Genomic DNA, 17,603 nt, shown 5'->3' with positions numbered 1-17,603 from the left:
GTGCCGCCATAGCGCCGTCGTCCGTGACAGCCGTCAGCGCGTCAGTAGTTCCCGCAGCGCGTTATCGATGAATACCGCTCCCTCGGGGTCGCTCCCGCCGCCGGTGAGATGTCCCCAGATACCGGGTACCACAATCAGTTTCGCGTCCCGCATGTGACCGACGGCCCACGCCTCGTCCTCCGGAGGGAAGTACAGATCCTTCAGGGCGGGCAGGGCTACGGTCTTAGCCGTGATGGCGGCCAATGCCGCCTCGGTGTCGCCGTCGAAACCCGGTGTCAGGCCGATGTCGGCGTGCTTCCACGTCCAGATCTGGGCGAGTAGATCGTTGGCGTCCGCCGTCGCGAAGATCGGCTCCCATAGGTTGGTGAGGAAGTCGTCGAGGGTAGCGAAGCCGACTTTCTCGTACACCCGCTCCCAATAGAACGCCTGCGACAGCGCCCAACCCGCGAGCACGCGGGCGAACGCGCGCAGGCCGAGGCGCGGCGGTTCCAGGTAGTCGCCGTCGGCGAAGGCCGCATCGGCGGTCAGGGCGTATCGCAGGCCGTCGAGGAAGACCTTGTTGTGCGGGCTGGTGTGTGACGAGCCGGTGATCGGCGCCAGCCGTTCCACCATGTCCGGGTAGCTGACCGCCCACTGGTAGGCCTGCGCCGCGCCCATCGAGGCGCCGGTGACAAGGGGCAGCCGGGTGATGCCGAAATGTTCGGTGATCAATTGGTGTTGGGCGGTGACATTGTCGAGGATGGTGACATTCGGGAACCGCGCGCGGTCGTATGGCGCTGGGGTATTGCTCGGCGAGCTGGAAAGCCCGTTGCCGAACAGATTCGGCACGATCACGAAGTAGCGGGTGGTATCCAGCGCCTTGCCAGGGCCGATCAACCACTCGTTGTGGATGTGGGTCCCCGCGAACCAGGTCGGGAAGAGAATGGCGTTCGACTTGTCGTCCGCGAGCTCGCCGTAGGTCCGGTATACCAGCCGGGCGTCGGGCACGGTTCCACCGGCGAAGGCGAAATCGCCGAGCTCGAAGATTTCGTGATCGGTCACACTCATGTCAAGCGACTATGACGCCGAGGTATTCCACGGCCGCGACCCACACATCCCAGGTCGGAGTGTGGGTCGCGGCCGGGCGGGCCGGTGGACACGAGCCCGGTCCAACGCCGCGGCACGGCTCCTGCCTCAGTTCGAGATGCCGGGAGCCTGCCGGAGGTAGGACGTGTCGGTCAGCTGCTCGAGCATGAACTCCGCGATGTCGGCGCGGGCGATCTTCAGCGCGAGTCCGGTCTCGTCGGAGGGGAATCCGCGGCGGTAGCTGCCGGTGCGCGGGCCGTCGGTGAAAGCGCTCGGGCGCACGATGGTCCAATCCAGATCGCTGGCGCGGACGTACTCCTCCTGCTGCACGTGATCGGCGTAAGCCTGGCGCAGCAGCATGCCGAACATGACGTACTTCCACAGGAAGTTCAGGTTGCCGCGGCTGTCGCCGACACCGAGGGTGGTCTGCGCGATGAGCCGCTTCACCCCGGTCCGGTTCATCGCCTCGATCACCGCGCGGGTGCCCCCGGCCCGGATGACGCCCTTGCGGCCTGCGCCGAGCGAGATCAGCACCGCGTCCTGGCCTACGACGGCCCGTTCCACCGATGCCGTGTCGAGTACGTCACCCTCGATGATGTGCAGGCGCTCGTGCTGCTGCCCGACTCCGGCCGCACTGCGGGTGAAGGCCGTCACCTCGTGACCCTGCGCGAGCGCCTGCTCGACGACCTGACGACCGACGGTGCTGGTTGCTCCGAAGACTGCGATTTTCATGATGTTCTCCTTGTTCTCGAAAGCTGGTGTGCTGTTGATGAATCCAGTACAACAGCGACGAGTCCGGTGAACCATGGCCGCGCGTCTCGATGACATACGAGACTGTCTCGGGTCTGGAAACGCACCACGGCCCGCGCTCCGCAGGCGGGGCGCGGGCCGTCGTGTGGCGACGAATGCTCAGCTGAGCTGGGCGAAGAAACCCCGAATGTCGGCGACCAACACCTCAGGCGCCTCATGTGCGGCGTAGTGCCCCGCCGCGTCGTTGGCGCCACCCTGGACAGACGCGACGTCATAGGAGTTCCAGCTGACGATATTGCTGTGATCGCGCTCGGCGAACCGGCGGATCGACTGGAAGTCGCCCTTGAACATCGCCAGCGCGGTCGGGGTCTTGGTCGGCGCGGTCGGCTGCTGCGCGGCGTGCGCGTCCTCGTAGTAGAACCGGATGGACGAGCCCGCGGTGCCGGTGAGCCAATAGATGGCCACGTTGCCGATCACGAAGTCTTCGTCCAGGCTCTCGCCGAACAGCTGCGCGTTCCAGCCGAGCAGGCCGATCGGCGAATCGCTCAGCGCGAATGCCAGGGTCTGCGGCTGCTGGCTGTGCAGGGTGTTGAAGGCCATCTTGTTCTCGTGGAACCACTGCAGGTGCCCAAGCGCGGCCATGTCGTCCTCGGACAGGCCCTCGAATTCCGACGGGTCGCCGGACGGGAACGAAAACAATTGGGTGACATGAACTCCGACGACACGCTCTGGATCGATGCGGCCGATCTCGGGCGAGATCATCGAGCCGCCGTCGTTGCCGATGGCGCCGTAACGCTCGTAGCCGAGTCGGCTCATCAGCTGCACCCACGCCTTGGCGGTGCGGTCGCGGCCCCAGCCGGTGCTGCGGGTCGGTCCGGAGAAGCCGAATCCGGGCAGCGACGGGATGACCAGGTGGAAGGCAGGGGCGTCCGCCGATTCCGGCTCGGTGAGCGGGGCGATGACGTCGAGGTATTCCAGGATCGAGCCCGGCCAGCCGTGGCTGAGGATCACCGGGAGGGCGTCGGCCCGCGAGGACTTGATGTGCAGGAAGTGGATGTCCTCGCCCTCGATCTCGGTGACGAACTGCGGGTAGGAGTTCAGCTTCGCCTCCAGCGCCCGCCAGTCGAAACGATCCAGCCAGTACTCGGCGAGGGCGCGCACCCGCTCGTTCGGAACGCCGTAGGAGTCGGCGACGCCGCTCAGCTCGTTCGGCCAGATCGCCCGCTGCAGCCGGTTGGCCAGGTCGTCGAGCTGGGTCTGCGGGATGTCGATGGTGAAGGGGCGGATGTCGTTCATGATCTTCTCCTTGTGAAACGGAATGCTTCGTTCTGTTTAAGACTCTAGCAGAACGGATCATTCCGTTTCAAGTGCTACGCTGAAGTCATGCCGAAAACATCCGAGCCCCCGGTTTCGAAGGCCCTGCCCGGCCGTAAGGCGCAGGCGGCCCGCAATGACGGGCTGATCCTGGAGGCCGCGAGGGCGGTGTTCCTCGCCGATCCCAACGCCCCGATCGCCGCCGTCGCCGAACGCGCGGGGGTCGGGATCAGCGCTCTGTATCGCCGCTATCCGAGCAAAGAGGACCTCTTGCGCACCCTCTGCCACGAGGGCCTGCGCCGCTACAACGTGGAAGCCGATGCCGCACTGGAGGACGAGGACGGCTGGCACGGCCTCATCGGATTCCTGGAGCGGGTGGTCGACGCCGACGTGCACTCGCTGGCGGTCCATCTGGCGGGCACCTTCACACCGGACGAGTCGATACTGCCCGACGTCATACATTCGGGGGAGGTGGCCGAGGAGTTGGTGCGTCGCGCCCACGCTTCCGGGCGACTGCGTCCCGAGGTGACTACCCTTGACCTCGGCCTCATCCTGGAAGCCTGCGCCGCCATCTCGATGCCCGACCCGAAGCGCACCGCCCAGCTGCGCCGACGCGTTCTCGCACTACTCATCGCGGGTCTGACGGTGGACGGCGAACTGCCGGGTCCGCCGCCGGAGGCAGGCGAATTCGCATGGCGCTGGCAGCGGCGTCAGTGACTGGCGCCCGGATAGCCGATGATTTTGCGTTCGATCGACCGTCTGCACTGATACGGACATCCATGTCCACAGATGCGAAAGGGCTCGCAATGAACTGGACACTCGAGGTCGTGATCGTGCCGGTGTCGGACATCGATCGCGCCAAGGACTTCTACTCGCAGCGACTGGGTTTCGTGGTCGACCACGACACCAAGATCGGTGACGGCATCCGCATCGTGCAGTTGACCCCACCGGGCTCCGGCTGCTCGATTGTCATCGGCGAGGGCGCAGTCCCGAAGATGGAACCCGGCTCACAGCAAGGCCTGCAGCTGGTGGTCCCCGACATCCGAAAAGCCCACGCCGAGTTGGCCGCTCGCGGCGTCGAGGTCAGCGACATCCAAATCCTCGGCCAAAGCCCAACCCCAATGCCCGACCCCCTGGACAACGTGGGCTTCCTCTTCTTCACCGACCCCGACGGCAACGGCTGGGCCGTCCAACAAATCTCCACCCGCCCCTAGCCCCTCCACCCCCGCGACCGTGGGCACCCGGTCGCCCCACACCCCCTCCCCAGCCGTACACCCAATACACGGGGTGCGCGGTTGCTACACGGGGTGTTCGGTTCTCGGGTGGCGTCGCTGGCGAGGCACCCACAGTCAGACGGCCACGTTGGCAGCTGGTGCTGCGCATCCTGACACCCCGCGTCGTAACCGTGCACCCAGTACACCGGGTGCGCGGTTACGACGCGGGGTGTTCGGTGCTTCAATCACGCCGCGTGCGGGGGCGGGGAGGAGGTTGTCAGGCGGTGAGCGGCGGGTTGTTTGCGTCGGAACGATGGGTTGCGCTGTTGTCTATGGATTGTGCTCGAGGCGTAACCACAGCCAGATGACCACGTTGGGGCGCGGGGTGTCCGGTCGGACGCGGGGTGTCCGGTCCCTCGATCACACCGCGCGTGGGGGGGCGTGTGTGGGCGATGGGGGCGGGTTGTTTGCGTCGGTGCGACGGGTTGCGTTGTTGTCTATGGATCGTGCTCGAGACGTAACCACAGCCAGATGACCACGCTGGAACTCGACGTCGCGCACCTGGCTGCGGGAGGTAAGCCGGGTACGGCACTCGTCGTGCCCAGCACTGCCCCCGGTAATTCTTGGGCGGGCGAGCCTCTCGTGGGGGGCCTTCGTGGTGGGGTTTGTTCCCGGAACGCGCCCCGCTCCGGTTGCGGTGCGGGAGAACAGGTTGCGTTGGGGTGGTTTTCAGGGCAGTGCTGGGCGCGTCGTGTGGGGTACCCGGCTTACCTTCCGCAGTCAGGTGCGCGGTGTCGGGTTCCGGCGTGAGGACTGGCTGTGGTGGCGTTGTAGAGATTTTCGAGACCAAAGACGGCTGGTGTGCGGTGGCGGGTTCTGGTGTGGGGCTGGTTGTGGTGGCGTTGTGGGGATTTCGAGACCAGAGACGGCTGGTGCTGCGGCCTGACTCTCGAAGCAGGCCGGGCTGCTTGTGGTTGCCCGGCTAGGGGGACATGGCTGTGGCGGACGTCGAGAGCGTCCACCACCATGTCCGTTCGGCGCTATCCGCGATTGGCGAGTAGGAGGGTTTGGGTGCCGCGGCCGAGGGGGCCTTTTTCGTCGAAGAGGGCGGATTCGGCCAGGCCGATGCCGTGCGGTTGGGGGTAGGTGACGGCGTCGAGGCAGACCCATTCGCCTGCGGGCTGGCGGTGCAGGGTGACGGTGAGGTCGGTGTTGATGAAGAGGTAGCGGGACCAGTCCAGGACCGAGCTGACGCCGTTACCGGAGTCGGCGGCGGCGAGGGTGCGTTCCAGTGGGCTCGGGGTGGCGCCCGCGACGATCGGGTACTTGATCCGGATCCAGCAGATCGCCGGGCCGGGTTCGGCGAATGATCCTGTGATGAAACGGTATTCGATGCCGGTGTGGAAGCCGACCGGCTGGGTCGACGGGAACACCGACGGCACGGCCTGATCGGGCCCGGGGCGGATGCCGGAGGGGAGGATCTGCGTGGGCAGGTCCAATTCGGGCTCGGCGAGTTTGAAGCGCCAGGCATTGGCCTTCATGACCGGGCCGCGATCGCTGGACAGCGTCGCCTCGATGAGCTCGACGCTGCGGCCGGGGCGTGCGACGTGCGCTTCGACGGTCAACGGCTCCAGCGGGACCGGGCCGAGGATTTCCACGGCCACCCGGCCGACCTGGAATCCCTCCCGTGGTGCGCAGCGTTCGATCGCGTAGCCGAGCAGCGCGGACGGCGGCCCGGCATGTTGGGCGTCCGGCGACCAGGGGCCGCGGGTGAGTTCGGTCGAGACGAACCGATTCGGGTCCGCCGGATCCGGGAGGTAGAAGGCGTCGGCCACGTCGTTGTCCATCCATCGGGGCCGGCATCGTTGCCGGTCGGCGAGATTTTGTGCGGTTGACGATTCTCTTGGGACGGTACTCCGGGGGCAGCGGCGGTCGGGTCTAGGCCCGGCCGAACGCGAGGGCGACGTTGTGGCCGCCGAAACCGAACGAGTTGTTGAGCGCGTAGTCGATCCGTTGGGTGCGCGGCGCGCCCGCGACGATATCGAGGTCGATATCCGGATCGCGATTGTCGAGATTCAGTGTGGGCGGGACGATCTGGTCGCGCAGGGTCAGCATGGTCAGGATCGATTCGAGCGCGCCGACCGCGCCGATCGAATGTCCGAGCGCGGATTTCGGCGCGTAGACCGACGCATCGGGCACGACGGCCGCGATCGCATTGGCTTCCGATGCGTCACCGATCGACGTCGACGTAGCGTGCGCATTGACGTGTTGAATATCCGAAACCTGCAGTCCTGCAGTACTTATCGCCTTGAGCATCGCCCGGGCGGCGCCGATTCCCTCCGGATCCGATGCGACGATGTGATAGGCGTCCGAGGTGATTCCGGCGCCGAGTACCCGGCCGTGGATGCGCGCGCCCCGAGCCCGCGCATGGCGCTCGGATTCGAGCACGACCAGGGCTCCGGCCTCGCCGAAGACGAAGCCGTCGCGGTCCCGGTCGAACGGCCGCGACGCCCGCTGCGGTTCATCGTTGCGTGTGCTCATCGCGCGCATCATGGCGAAGCTCGCGATCGGCACCGCATCGATGTGGCCCTCGACGCCGCCCGCGACGACGATGTCGGCCTCGCCGGTACTAATCAGCCGCCAGGCGTGCGCGATCGCCTCGGAACCGGAAGAGCATGCCGACACCGGCGCGAAAACACCTGCCTGTGCACCGATTTCGAGTCCGACGGTAGCGGCGGGTCCATTGGGCATCACCATCGGCACCGACATCGGCGACACCTTCCGGTAGCCGCCGACGCGCATCGCGTCGACCGCGTTGATCAGCGCGTCGCCGCCGCCGAGGCCGGTGCCGATCGCGACGGCCAGCCGCTCGCGGTCCACCGCGGGCGCGCCCGCATTGCTCCAGACGCGGCGTCCGAGCACCAGCGCCATCTGCTCGACATAGGACAGTCGCCGCTGCTCGATCCGCGTCAACTGGGCGCCGGGTTGTGACGTCAGCTTGCCGCCGATCCGCACCGGCAGGTCGTATTCGGAGACGAAATCGTCCCCGAGCATTCCGATGCCGCTGTGTCCGGCCAGCAGCGCGGACCAGGTCGCGTCCGCGTCGTCGGCGAGCGATGTGGTCGCGGCATACGCGGTGACCACGACCGCGTCGCGAGCAGTACCGGGAGTTTCTGAAGCGATTGTTACAGTCACGGGAACATGGATACCTGTACCACTCGCTACAGTCAACCCATGGCCCGTCCACTCGACCAAGCAAAACGCGCCGAACTCCTCGCCGACGTCGTGCGATACATCGCCGATCACGGCCTCGCGGACCTGTCGCTACGCCCGCTCGCCGCCGAACTCGGCACCAGCTCCCGCATGCTGATCTACTACTTCGACACCAAGGAGGAGATGCTCGTCCAGGCGCTCACCACCCAGCGCCCCGATATCACGGCCCTGTTCGTGGACGTCTCCGACGCGGCCGAACTCCGTCGGCGATTGAGCGACTTCTATACGGCGAGCCTGTCGGGCGCGGGCGCCACCAGCGTGCGAGTCCTGCTACAAGTGCTCGGTGCGGCCTGCGCTCCACACAGCCCATACGCCGCCTACGCGAACGCCGCGATCGCCACCTTCGTCGCGGCCCTCACCGATGCCCTGCGTCGCATCGCATCGATCGAAGACCCGGAAGCCGTTGCCACACTACTGATTTCTGGCCTGCGTGGCGTCATACAAGACCGTTTGATCACCGGTGACATCGACCGCGCCGACCGCGCCGCCCATCGCCTTATCGAGCAGAACCTGCGCTGACGGTTCTCTGGATAGTGAATTCGACTCTTACCGACGAGCCGACCAGGCATCGCGAATCATGGATTCGATGTCGGAAGTCGGTGCGGTCCAGCCGAGTTCGTTGCGAGCCCGGCTGCTGTCGCTGACGAGTCGTGGTGGTTCCGCGACCGCAGGGCGGTGCTCGATCGGGATGTCGCGTCCCGTCACCTGTGAGGCGACGTCGATCAATTGCCGCACGCTGGTGCCGACTCCGCTGCCGATGTTGTAGCGCACGCACGTTCCATGGTCCGGCATCGTGGCGAGCGCCGCGCCGAAAGCCTTTGCGGCATCGGCGATGTACACGTAGTCGCGGACGGAGCTGCCGTCGCCGTTGAGTGTCAGGGTAGGGCTGTCACCGGCGGCCGCCGCGAGGATGCGCGGCAGGATTCGAGTGCTGTCCGGGTCCGGTCCGCCCGCAATGTTGAACAGCCGCAGGATCACTGCGGTGAGTCGCCCGGTGCGGGATTCGGCTTCGATGGCCTGTTCGGCGGCTTGTTTGCTCGCGGCATACGGATGGGGTGGGTTGTCGGGCAGGTCTTCGGTCATCGGCTGCCGTTCAGGTGCGCCGTAGATCGCGGCGGTGGACGCGAAAACCATGGCGCCGACACCCTCCGACGCCATGGCTCGAAGCAATGCCACTGTCCCTGCGGCATTGACATCGAAATACCGCTCGGGATCGGTGAAAGACTCACGAACGCGCGTGAGCCCGGCGAGATGGCACACCACATCGATGCCATGTACCGCCGCACACAGTGAGCTCGGGTCGAGGAGATCGGCAGACCGAACGGGCACCCCGTCCGGTACCCGCGAACGGTTGTTGTGGATAAGTCCGACAACCTCGTATCCGCTGTCGCGCAACGTCTCCGTGACTGCTGCTCCGAGGTAGCCGTTCGCTCCAGTCACGAGTATCCGCACGGCGCACCTCTCCTGGCCCAGTTCTCCGCATCACCGGTACCGCCGGGTTCGAGGCCGAACCCGGCAGTACCGGGATGAGGCTACGAAACCACCGGCAAGTAGACCTTGCCGCCCGCGTCGGCGAACTCGGCGGACTTCTCCGCCATGCCCGCTTCCAGCGCCGCATTCTCGTCGAGCCCCTGACGAGCCGCATACTCCCGGACATCGGCCGAGATGCGCATCGAGCAGAACTTCGGGCCGCACATGGAGCAGAAGTGGGCGGTCTTGGCAGGCTCGGCGGGCAGGGTTTCGTCGTGGTACTCGCGGGCGGTATCGGGATCCAGCGAGAGGGCGAACTGGTCGCGCCAGCGGAATTCGAAACGGGCCTTGGACAACTCGTTGTCCCGGTCCTGGGCGTGCGGATGGCCCTTGGCGAGGTCGGCGGCGTGGGCGGCGATCTTGTAGGTGATCACGCCGACCTTGACGTCGTCGCGGTTGGGCAGGCCGAGGTGCTCCTTGGGAGTGACATAGCAGAGCATCGCGGTGCCTGCCTGCGCGATGATCGCGGCGCCGATGGCCGAGGTGATGTGGTCATATGCGGGCGCGATATCGGTGGCGAGCGGGCCGAGGGTGTAGAACGGCGCCTCCTCGCACAGCTCCTCTTCGAGCTTCACGTTCTCCACGATCTTGTGCATCGGCACGTGGCCTGGGCCTTCGATCATCACCTGCACGCCATAGGATTTCGCGATCTTCGTGAGCTCGCCGAGGGTGCGCAGCTCGGCGAACTGGGCCTCGTCGTTGGCGTCGGCGATGGAACCGGGTCGCAGGCCGTCACCGAGGGAGAAGGTCACGTCGTACTTCGCCAGGATCTCGCAGAGCTCGCCGAAGTTGGTGTACAGGAACGATTCCTGGTGATGGGCCAGACACCAGGCGGCCATGATGGAGCCGCCGCGCGAGACGATGCCGGTGACCCGCTTGGCGGTCAACGGCACGTAGCGCAGCAGCACGCCCGCGTGCACGGTCATGTAGTCGACGCCCTGCTCGCACTGCTCGATCACGGTGTCGCGGTAGATCTCCCAGGTGAGTGCGGTCGGATCGCCGTTCACCTTTTCCAGCGCCTGATAGATCGGCACGGTGCCGACCGGCACCGGGGAGTTGCGCAGGATCCACTCGCGCGTCTCGTGGATGTTCTTGCCGGTGGACAAGTCCATGATGGTGTCGGCGCCCCAGCGGGTGGCCCACACCATTTTCTCGACTTCCTCCGCGATGGACGAGGACACGGCCGAGTTGCCGATATTGGCGTTGATCTTCACCAGGAACTTCTTGCCGATGATCGTCGGCTCGAGCTCTGGGTGCTTGTGATTGGCGGGGATCACCGCGCGGCCGATGGCCACCTCATCGCGCACCAGCTCCGGCGCGACACCCTCGCGGGCCGCGATGAACCGCATCTCGGGGGTGATGATGCCCTGCCGCGCCCAGGCGAGCTGGGTGGGCGGACCGGCGACCTCCGGCTTGCTCCAGCCGTCGCGCAGCTTCGGTAGCCCCGCCTCGACGTCGATGGTGGCCGCGTCGTCGGTGTACGGACCGGAGGTGTCGTAGACGTCGAAGTGTTCGCCGTTGGTCAGGTTGATGCGACGCACCGGAATGCGCAGGTCATCGACCTCGTGATAGTGCTTGACGCTGCCCTCGATGGGGCCCGTGGTTACGGTTTCGACAGGTGTAGTCGTCATGGAATTCCTCCCTACGCCGGCATTACCCGGTCAGGTTCATACGGTCGACAGCCCTAGCTGTCCTCTCAGCCCGCTGGTGCGAGCCCCCGTTGGCGATGTGAAATTTTCCCGGCCGACCATACCCGGTCACCTAGATGCTCCGCCCGATGATCGGACGAACATCCAGCCGCCGCTCCCGCTGCCCTCTCCCGCCCCGGTAGATTCGACAAGGTGAAATTCACCCTGGAAGTGGACCTGGACGTGCTGCCCGACGGCGTGGAAGCCCCCGCCGATCTCGCCGACGAACTAGGCCGAATCCTGCGCTACTGGGGCGGAAACATGAAGCACTACCAACTGGTCGAAGGCGACGCCTCCGACATCTACAACTCCGCCTACCGCCAAGTCGGCGCCTGGCGCATCGACTGACCCGCCGCATTCTTGCTTGGTGCAGGTCATGGGCGTGATGCGCTAGCGGTCAGGTGCGGGCATGGTCAGGCGGAGGTGTTGTTGTAGGCGTCGCGCATTGCTTGGACGTCGATTTTCTTCATGCCGAGCATGGCGGTCATTGCGCGATTGACGGCAGCGGGGTCGGGGCCGGTCAGGAGCTGGTCGGCTTCCGAGGGCCAGATCTGCCAGGGGACGCCGTATTTGTCATTGAGCCAACCGCACTCGATTTCCTGGCCGCCGTCGGCGAGCAGGGTCGTCCACAGCCGGTCGACCTCTTCTTGGCTGTCGCAATTGACCAGCAGGGACATGGCGTGGGTGTAGTGGTAGTCGCCGCCGCCGTTGATGGCGGTGAACTTCTGGCCGTTGAGTTCGAAGTCGACGAGCATGGTCGTGCCGGCCTCGCGCGGGCCTGCTTCGCCGTAGGGCACGACGTTGGTGATCTTCGAGTCCTCGAACAGTGAACAGTAGAACTCGGCTGCCGGCTCGGCCTCGGTGTCGTACCAGAGGTTAGTGACGATTTTCTGCATGACGATCCTCCCGAGTGAAGTTGCGTGCATCAATGCAGACGCTACGGGGGACCGGAATTCATCGCGGGCAGACGAAAAAAACTCGTCCCCGACCAGTCCGGTATCCGGTCGGGGACGAGCGGTTAGGCGGTACTTTCGATCAGCGCTCGCGCGGGCCGATGGGGAACCCGAGTGCCCCGAAGGTGGCGTTGAGGTTGATCTCGATCTGGGACAGCAGCGCGTTGGTGTCGGCCAGCATGGACACGACGTTGTCGGTGCGGCAGCCAACCTGCTCGGGTGCGTTCGGCGCGAGGCGCGACTTCAGCCAGTTGAAGGTCTGTCCCATGCCGAGCGACGGCAGCGTCAAATGCTCGCTCAAATGGTCGCGTGTGTAGACGACGGATGCGCCGCCCGCGCAATACTGCTGGGCCAGGCGGTCGTTGGTCCACCACGGGACCGCCTCGTCGAAGACCCCCTGGTAGAGGAATATCGGCGCGGTGGGGATATTGCGACCGAGCACCGTGGCGTCGAAGACCTCTTTGATTTCGGGAACCGCGAGGAAGTCCGCGATCGGAATTGTCAGCAGCCGTTGGTAATCGATGAACATCATGGTCAGTGCGTTGCGTGGCAGGCACTGTCGCTCGGTCCGGTCCATCAGCGCCCGCCCCTCAGGGGTCAGGTACCGGTCGGCGGCTTCCTTGAACTTCGGGTAGGCCTTGCGCAGCGAGGAGATGCCGATGCCGACGAGGCTGGAGAACATTGATCCGTTGACATGCAGCAGCGAAACCACATCCGACGTCGGCGCACCGAGCGCGACGCCCTTGACGTTCAGCTCGGGCGCATAGGTCGGCTGCATTTCAGCCGCCCATCCGCTGCCCATGCCGCCGCCGGAGTATCCCCACATGGCCACCGGGGTGTTCGTGCCATCCAGGCCGAGCGGCTCGAATCGTTCGGCCGCGCGAATCCCGTCGAGGGTCATGTAGCCGGGTTCTTCGGCCACCGTGAGGTGGCCGTCGAGGCCCTCGTAGTCCGGGATCGAGATAGCCCAGCCCTGGCTGATCAACGCGGCGAGCGCGATCAGCTCGCTCTGCGAATGAATGCCCTCCGCACCCGCCAGCCCGCTGCCTTGCTGTAGTACGAACGACGGCGCGCAGTCAGGGCTGGCGCTGTCGTAGTAGAACTGCAGCGACACCAGCGGCCTTGCCCGGTTCGGGTCGGCGCCCGCGGGCAGCACCACGGTCGTGACGGCCGCTGTGGGCTTCCCGAACAGATCGGTGGTGCGGTACAGCAGCTGCCACGAGCGCACATTCAGCGGCAGCAGCGTCATGACCGCGAGCTTCACCTCCCGCGACCGCAGGATGGTCCCCGGCTCATGGGATTCGAATCCCTCGGTCGGTTGGTAGAACGAATCATGTTGCGGCAGGGGCGGTGCCGCGACTGCCGGGGCGGTGAGCCCGCCGGCCAGCAACGCGGTCGTCAGCACGACGGCCATGGTCACCGCTGTCGCCACGGCGCGTACCGCGGTCCGGCGTCTGCTGTCGGTCCGATCTCCATTGATCACTGACACGTCAGTCCTTCCCTCATCAACGTGACAGTGATTACAACATGAACTCCTGTTACCAACAAGAGCTCTTGTTGAAATTGCTCCGGCTATGGTCGAGAGATGACCCGCAGCAAATCCGCCGCGCGGCCCGAACCGGAATCGGTGCGGCGCCGGATCCGCGGCCTCGACGCCGCACAGCGCAGCGCGCAGCGACGCAATCAGCTGCTGGACGCCGCCACCGAACTGTTTGCCGAACAGAGCTTTTCGGGGACGTCGATCGAGCAGATCTGCCAGCACGCTTATGTCGGAACCAAGGGGTTCTACGACCATTTCGATAGCAAGGAAGCGTGCTACATCGCGCTGTTGGTGAAGCTCACCGAGCAGATCCAGCAACGGGTCATCGAGGGCGCGGCCGACGCCGCCGGGCTGGATTGGCCGCAGCGCGCCGCCGCCATCGTCGCCGCCTTCGTGCATGCGATCGCCGATGATCCGCGGCTGGCTCGGGTGACCTTCGGTGAGTCGGGCGGCATTTCGACTGCGGTGGAAAAGCAACGGCGGATCAATCGGCGCTGGGCGGCAGCCTTCCTGGACAATCAGTGGTCCACGGAGCCCGCGGCGGACGCCGACGATGAGCATCGTCGGCTCGCGCTGGCACTCGCCACCATCGGCGGCATGTTCGAGCTGGTCACAGACTGGCTACACCACCACGACGACGGCGGTGCGCCCGATGCGGTCGACACCCTGATCGCCGATCTCACCCGTTTCCTCAACGCGGTGGACGCGGGCCGGGCGGCCGTCGGTCAGATCGGATGATGCCGGGCTGCGCTGCGGCCGTGGATATTTCGCGAGCGATCAGCTCCGGAACGATCAGCCGGCGCCCACCCCGTCGGTGAGCGGGCGCTCCGACCCGAACGCTACCGACCGGAATTGCCGCGCCGTAGCCCTCGATTCCAGGGGGGTCAACGCGGCGCGGCAGGAAGGACGCGGCCCCGGACCTCGCCGAGTCCGAGGCGCGTGCCCGCTGGGCCGGGGGCGGTCGCGGTGATGACCGCTTCGTCGCCGTCTTCCAGGAAGGTGCGCAGTTGCCCGTTGACCGGCACCGGTTCTATACCACCCCAGGACAATTCGATGAACGAGCCGCGCTGTTGCTGTGCTGGTCCGGAAATGGTGCCCGACGCGTAGAGGTCGCCCGTGTGGGTGGCGGCGCCGTTCGCCGTGAGATGGGCCAGCATCTGCGCCGGGGACCAATACATCCGGGAATAGGGCGGATGCGAGACCACATCGCCGTTCCAGCTCACCGCCAGGTCGATGTCGAGTCCCCACGGTTGTTCGTCACGCAGGTAGGGCAACGGCTGCGGGGTCTGCTCCGGCAGTGGGATGCGCGCTGTCTGCAGCGCCGCCAGCGGGGTCACCCACGCCGACAGTGAGGTGGCGAACGATTTGCCGAGGAACGGACCCAGTGGCTGATACTCCCAGGCCTGGATGTCACGCGCGGACCAGTCGTTGACCAGCGCGACACCGAAGACGTGCTCGGCGAACTCGTCCGTGCCGATCGGCGTGCCCAGCTCAGAGCCGACCCCGACGAGGAAGCCGAGCTCGGCCTCGATATCCAGCCGTCGCGTCGGGCCGAAATCCGGTGTGCCCGAATCGGTTCGACGCTGACCGCAGGGGCGGGTGATGTCGGTGCCGGACACGACGACGGTGCCGGACCGGCCGTGGTACCCGACCGGCAGGTGCCGCCAATTGGGCAGTAGCGGTTCGGAATCCGGGCGGAACAGGCGGCCGAGGTTCGTGGCGTGATCGATGCTGGCGTAGAAGTCGACGTAGTCGCCGATCTGTACCGGCAGCGCCAAGGTCACCTCGGCCAGCGGATGCACTGCCTCGGCGAGGATTTCGCCCTCGGCCAGCGTGCGGAGCCGATCGCGCGCCACACGCCAGCGCCGCGGGCCCTGCGCCATGAACGCATTGAGACTCGGCTGCGCGAAGACCGGATCATCGAGTGCCACGGCGAGATCGATGACCGAATCGGCCAGTCGAGCGCCGACGCGATAGTCGCCATGGGCGGGCGCGAACACGCAGTAGGGCAGGTTGTCGGGTCCGTAGAGCGAGTCGGGGCGGACCTCGATGCGCTTCATCACTGCTGTGGACCCCGATTCGACCAAGTCCAGGCGTAGCCGGGATCTTCACACGCCAGCGCGCCCTCGCCGAGTTCCAGCGGCCGGAAGGTGTCGACCATGACGGCCAGTTCGTCGAAGAACTCGATGCCGATGCTGCGCTCGTAGGCGCCGGGCTGCGGGCCGTGCGCGTAGCCGCCGGGATGCACCGATACCGATCCCTGGCCGATCCCGGAACCCTTGCGCGCCTCATAGTTTCCGCCGCAATAGAACATGATCTCGTCGGAGTCGACATTGGAGTGGTAGTACGGCACCGGGATCGACAGCGGGTGGTAGTCGACCTTGCGTGGCACGAAATTGCACACCACGAAGTTGATGCCCTCGAACACCTGATGGGCGGGCGGCGGTTGGTGCACACGTCCGGTGATCGGCTCGAAGTCGGCGATATTGAAGGTGAACGGATACAAATAACCGTCCCAGCCGACCACGTCGAACGGGTGGGTCGCGTACAGCATTCTGGTGCCGACCACGCGCCCGCCCGGCCGGTGCTTCACCAGGACCTCGACATCGGTTCCGGTCGTGGTCAACGGCTCGACGGGTCCGTGCAGATCACGCTCGCAGTACGGCGAATGTTCCAACAGCTGGCCGAACTTCGACAAATAGCGCTTCGGCGGTGTGATGTGACTGGATGCCTCGATCACATACGCGCGCAGCGGTTCGGGCCCACTAGGCAGCCAGCGATGCGTGGTCGCCCTTGGAATGAGCACCTGATCGCCCTGCCGCACGGGGATCGCTCCGAAGACCGTCTCCAGCACCGCCGCACCGGATTCCGCGTACACCAGCTCGTCGCCGATGGCATTTCGATACAGCGGCGAGCCGCCCTTGGCCACCACGTAGGAGATCCGAACATCGGCATTGCCGAGCAGCAGTCGCCGCCCGGTGACGGGATCGGTCTCCGCGGGAGTATCGCCGGGAAACAGATCATGCAGCCGTAGATGTCGATGGCGCAGTGGGTGATTCGGTGTAGTGGACTGGTCGGGCAGCTCCCACACCGTCGAGTCGACGATCGCGGGCGGCAGGCCGCGGTGATATAGCAGCGACGAATCGCCGGAGAAGCCTTCCTCTCCCATCAGCTCTTCGTAGTAGAGCTGGCCCTGCTCGTCGCGATGCTGCGTGTGCCGCTTCGGTGGCACCGCTCCCACCTGCCGATAGAACGCCATGACCGCACCTCCGGCTGCGCCGCTGGTCGGATATTTGATTCCCATCGTAGTGAGAGTTGTTGCCGAGTGGCGGGAAAAACGGCCGGATCAGTGCACATTTTGCCGGGACAACACCGCACTGCGCGGCATTTCGCCTAGTCATGAGGGCAACAGCTGAACAATTTTCAGACCTGCTCGCTGAATCCCCTCGTTGGCCGGGCAATCATCGGCTTGCGTTCAGGCCTGGCGCAACGCCCGGTATACCGCTGCGCCGACAAACGCTCCGAGGCTCTCCGGATCCCATCCGCCCTCGCCCGTGAGCAGCGTGCGCACCGCGCCCTCGCCCGCCGACACCCACAGCTCCACCAGCGCCGGCAACTTCCGCTCGGCGTCCTCGGTGCCCCACGCCCGCAGGGTCGGGCGCAACAGGGTGGTGCAGCGCTCGACGGCCAGCCTGCGGCCGCGGCCGAACGAATCCGCAACGGCCGGATCGGGATTGCCGTAGAGCAGCCGCCACGCATCGGGTCGTCCGGCCGCCTGCTCCAACAGGGCGCGGAAGCCCTCGATGAACACCGTCTCGCCCGCATCGACATCGCGCGGCGGCAGTACCTGCTGCAGGCCACCGACGAGGTAGCTCTCCTCGCGCTGGATGAGCGCCTCGATCAGCTCGACGCGATCGGCGAAGCAGGCGTACACCACCGGCCTCGTCACATTCATGCGATCGGCGATGGCGGCCATGGTGACCGCGGCGATCCCGTTCTCGACAGCGATCGCCAGCGCCGTGTCGAGTACCTGCGGCCTGCGGCGCTCGGGCCCGAGATGCTGTGCCCGTTGACGCGGCTGCACGGCCGACTCGCTACCCATGGACACCAACGATATCAGCGTAGTTGCGAAGTTCCCGCTGGTCTCGCGCGCCGAAGGTAAACTTCCTACGTGCTCGAACAATAATGCTACAGTCGCGAATGAAGTCGGCCGGATCGCGCCGGTCGGCTGACCTTTTCGAGCGACCTGCAAGCAGTCGCTACCGATGCCTTTTCG

The 17,603-nt window shown here is 66.0% G+C and carries 17 protein-coding genes and 1 riboswitch; of the genes, 5 read left to right on the top strand and 12 right to left on the bottom strand.

The window, feature by feature from the left end; genetic code table 11:
- Positions 1-33: 33 nt before the first annotated feature.
- The 3 genes from ACFQZZ_RS28135 to ACFQZZ_RS28125 all read right to left on the bottom strand — a co-directional run bounded on the left by ACFQZZ_RS28135 (position 34) and on the right by ACFQZZ_RS28125 (position 3,111).
- A complete protein-coding gene (locus ACFQZZ_RS28135; protein ID WP_378686746.1) occupies positions 34-1,047 on the bottom strand; it encodes an alpha/beta fold hydrolase in 1,014 nt (337 codons plus the stop codon).
- 126 nt (positions 1,048-1,173) lie between these two features.
- On the bottom strand, positions 1,174-1,797 hold the full coding sequence (locus tag ACFQZZ_RS28130) for an NAD(P)-dependent oxidoreductase (protein WP_378686744.1): 624 nt from the start codon (positions 1,795-1,797) through the stop codon (positions 1,174-1,176).
- A 177-nt stretch (positions 1,798-1,974) separates the two neighbouring features.
- Positions 1,975-3,111 carry an epoxide hydrolase family protein gene (locus tag ACFQZZ_RS28125; protein WP_378686742.1) on the bottom strand — a complete coding sequence of 379 codons (1,137 nt, stop codon included), beginning with the start codon at positions 3,109-3,111 and terminating at the stop codon, positions 1,975-1,977.
- Positions 3,112-3,198: 87 nt separating this feature from the next.
- Here ACFQZZ_RS28125 and ACFQZZ_RS28120 point away from each other — a divergent pair, with 87 nt between their 5' ends.
- Together ACFQZZ_RS28120 and ACFQZZ_RS28115 are read left to right on the top strand one after the other, a co-directional pair.
- Positions 3,199-3,846: a TetR/AcrR family transcriptional regulator gene (locus ACFQZZ_RS28120; RefSeq protein WP_378686740.1), complete on the top strand. Its 648-nt coding sequence runs from the start codon at positions 3,199-3,201 to the stop codon at positions 3,844-3,846.
- Positions 3,847-3,935: 89 nt separating this feature from the next.
- Positions 3,936-4,343: a VOC family protein gene (locus tag ACFQZZ_RS28115; protein WP_378686738.1), complete on the top strand. Its 408-nt coding sequence runs from the start codon at positions 3,936-3,938 to the stop codon at positions 4,341-4,343.
- Positions 4,344-5,383: 1,040 nt separating this feature from the next.
- On the opposite strand, the gene ACFQZZ_RS28110 is transcribed toward ACFQZZ_RS28115, so the two are convergent.
- On the bottom strand, positions 5,384-6,190 hold the full coding sequence (locus ACFQZZ_RS28110; protein ID WP_378686736.1) for a thioesterase family protein: 807 nt from the start codon (positions 6,188-6,190) through the stop codon (positions 5,384-5,386).
- A 91-nt stretch (positions 6,191-6,281) separates the two neighbouring features.
- Positions 6,282-7,538, bottom strand: a complete 1,257-nt coding sequence (locus ACFQZZ_RS28105; RefSeq protein WP_378686735.1) for a KasA/KasB family beta-ketoacyl-ACP synthase — start codon at positions 7,536-7,538, stop codon at positions 6,282-6,284.
- A 39-nt stretch (positions 7,539-7,577) separates the two neighbouring features.
- Between ACFQZZ_RS28105 and ACFQZZ_RS28100 the strand changes: the two genes are divergently transcribed.
- A complete protein-coding gene (locus tag ACFQZZ_RS28100; RefSeq protein WP_378686733.1) occupies positions 7,578-8,135 on the top strand; it encodes a TetR family transcriptional regulator in 558 nt (185 codons plus the stop codon).
- A gap of 27 nt (positions 8,136-8,162) precedes the next feature.
- On the opposite strand, the gene ACFQZZ_RS28095 is transcribed toward ACFQZZ_RS28100, so the two are convergent.
- Complete coding sequence (locus ACFQZZ_RS28095) at positions 8,163-9,056, bottom strand: NAD-dependent epimerase/dehydratase family protein (RefSeq protein ID WP_378686731.1); 894 nt, start codon at positions 9,054-9,056, stop codon at positions 8,163-8,165.
- A 92-nt stretch (positions 9,057-9,148) separates the two neighbouring features.
- Entirely contained in the window at positions 9,149-10,777 is a 1,629-nt protein-coding gene (gene thiC / locus ACFQZZ_RS28090; RefSeq protein WP_378686729.1) for a phosphomethylpyrimidine synthase ThiC, read from the bottom strand.
- A riboswitch (TPP riboswitch) is annotated at positions 10,769-10,877 on the bottom strand. (Overlaps the previous gene by 9 nt.)
- 110 nt (positions 10,878-10,987) lie before the next feature.
- On the opposite strand from thiC, the gene ACFQZZ_RS28085 reads away from it, so the two are divergent.
- Positions 10,988-11,182 (top strand): hypothetical protein, encoded by a 195-nt coding sequence (locus tag ACFQZZ_RS28085; protein ID WP_378686727.1) that lies wholly within the window; start codon positions 10,988-10,990, stop codon positions 11,180-11,182.
- 65 nt (positions 11,183-11,247) lie between these two features.
- On the opposite strand, the gene ACFQZZ_RS28080 is transcribed toward ACFQZZ_RS28085, so the two are convergent.
- Together ACFQZZ_RS28080 and ACFQZZ_RS28075 are read right to left on the bottom strand one after the other, a co-directional pair.
- Positions 11,248-11,730, bottom strand: coding sequence for a VOC family protein (locus ACFQZZ_RS28080; RefSeq protein WP_378686725.1), 483 nt, complete (start codon positions 11,728-11,730; stop codon positions 11,248-11,250).
- A 139-nt stretch (positions 11,731-11,869) separates the two neighbouring features.
- On the bottom strand, positions 11,870-13,276 hold the full coding sequence (locus ACFQZZ_RS28075) for a lipase family protein (protein WP_378686724.1): 1,407 nt from the start codon (positions 13,274-13,276) through the stop codon (positions 11,870-11,872).
- 96 nt (positions 13,277-13,372) lie between these two features.
- Between ACFQZZ_RS28075 and ACFQZZ_RS28070 the strand changes: the two genes are divergently transcribed.
- The gene (locus tag ACFQZZ_RS28070) at positions 13,373-14,065 is read left to right on the top strand and encodes a TetR/AcrR family transcriptional regulator (RefSeq protein ID WP_378686722.1); all 693 of its coding nucleotides are present in this window, start codon (positions 13,373-13,375) and stop codon (positions 14,063-14,065) included.
- A gap of 146 nt (positions 14,066-14,211) precedes the next feature.
- Here the strand turns inward: ACFQZZ_RS28070 and fahA are convergent, their stop codons facing one another.
- The 3 genes from fahA to ACFQZZ_RS28055 all read right to left on the bottom strand — a co-directional run bounded on the left by fahA (position 14,212) and on the right by ACFQZZ_RS28055 (position 17,429).
- Entirely contained in the window at positions 14,212-15,387 is a 1,176-nt protein-coding gene (gene fahA / locus ACFQZZ_RS28065) for a fumarylacetoacetase (RefSeq protein WP_378686720.1), read from the bottom strand.
- Positions 15,387-16,586 carry a homogentisate 1,2-dioxygenase gene (locus tag ACFQZZ_RS28060; RefSeq protein ID WP_378687139.1) on the bottom strand — a complete coding sequence of 400 codons (1,200 nt, stop codon included), beginning with the start codon at positions 16,584-16,586 and terminating at the stop codon, positions 15,387-15,389. The genes fahA and ACFQZZ_RS28060 overlap by 1 nt, the downstream gene beginning before the upstream one ends.
- Before the next feature lie 216 nt (positions 16,587-16,802).
- Complete coding sequence (locus ACFQZZ_RS28055) at positions 16,803-17,429, bottom strand: TetR/AcrR family transcriptional regulator (RefSeq protein WP_378686719.1); 627 nt, start codon at positions 17,427-17,429, stop codon at positions 16,803-16,805.
- Between the last annotated feature and the right edge of the window lie 174 nt (positions 17,430-17,603).

It is taken from the genome of Nocardia sp. GCM10030253 (genome assembly GCF_042675075.1).
Taxonomy (GTDB): domain Bacteria; phylum Actinomycetota; class Actinomycetes; order Mycobacteriales; family Mycobacteriaceae; genus Nocardia.
This window is presented reverse-complemented; position numbering and strand designations above follow the sequence as displayed.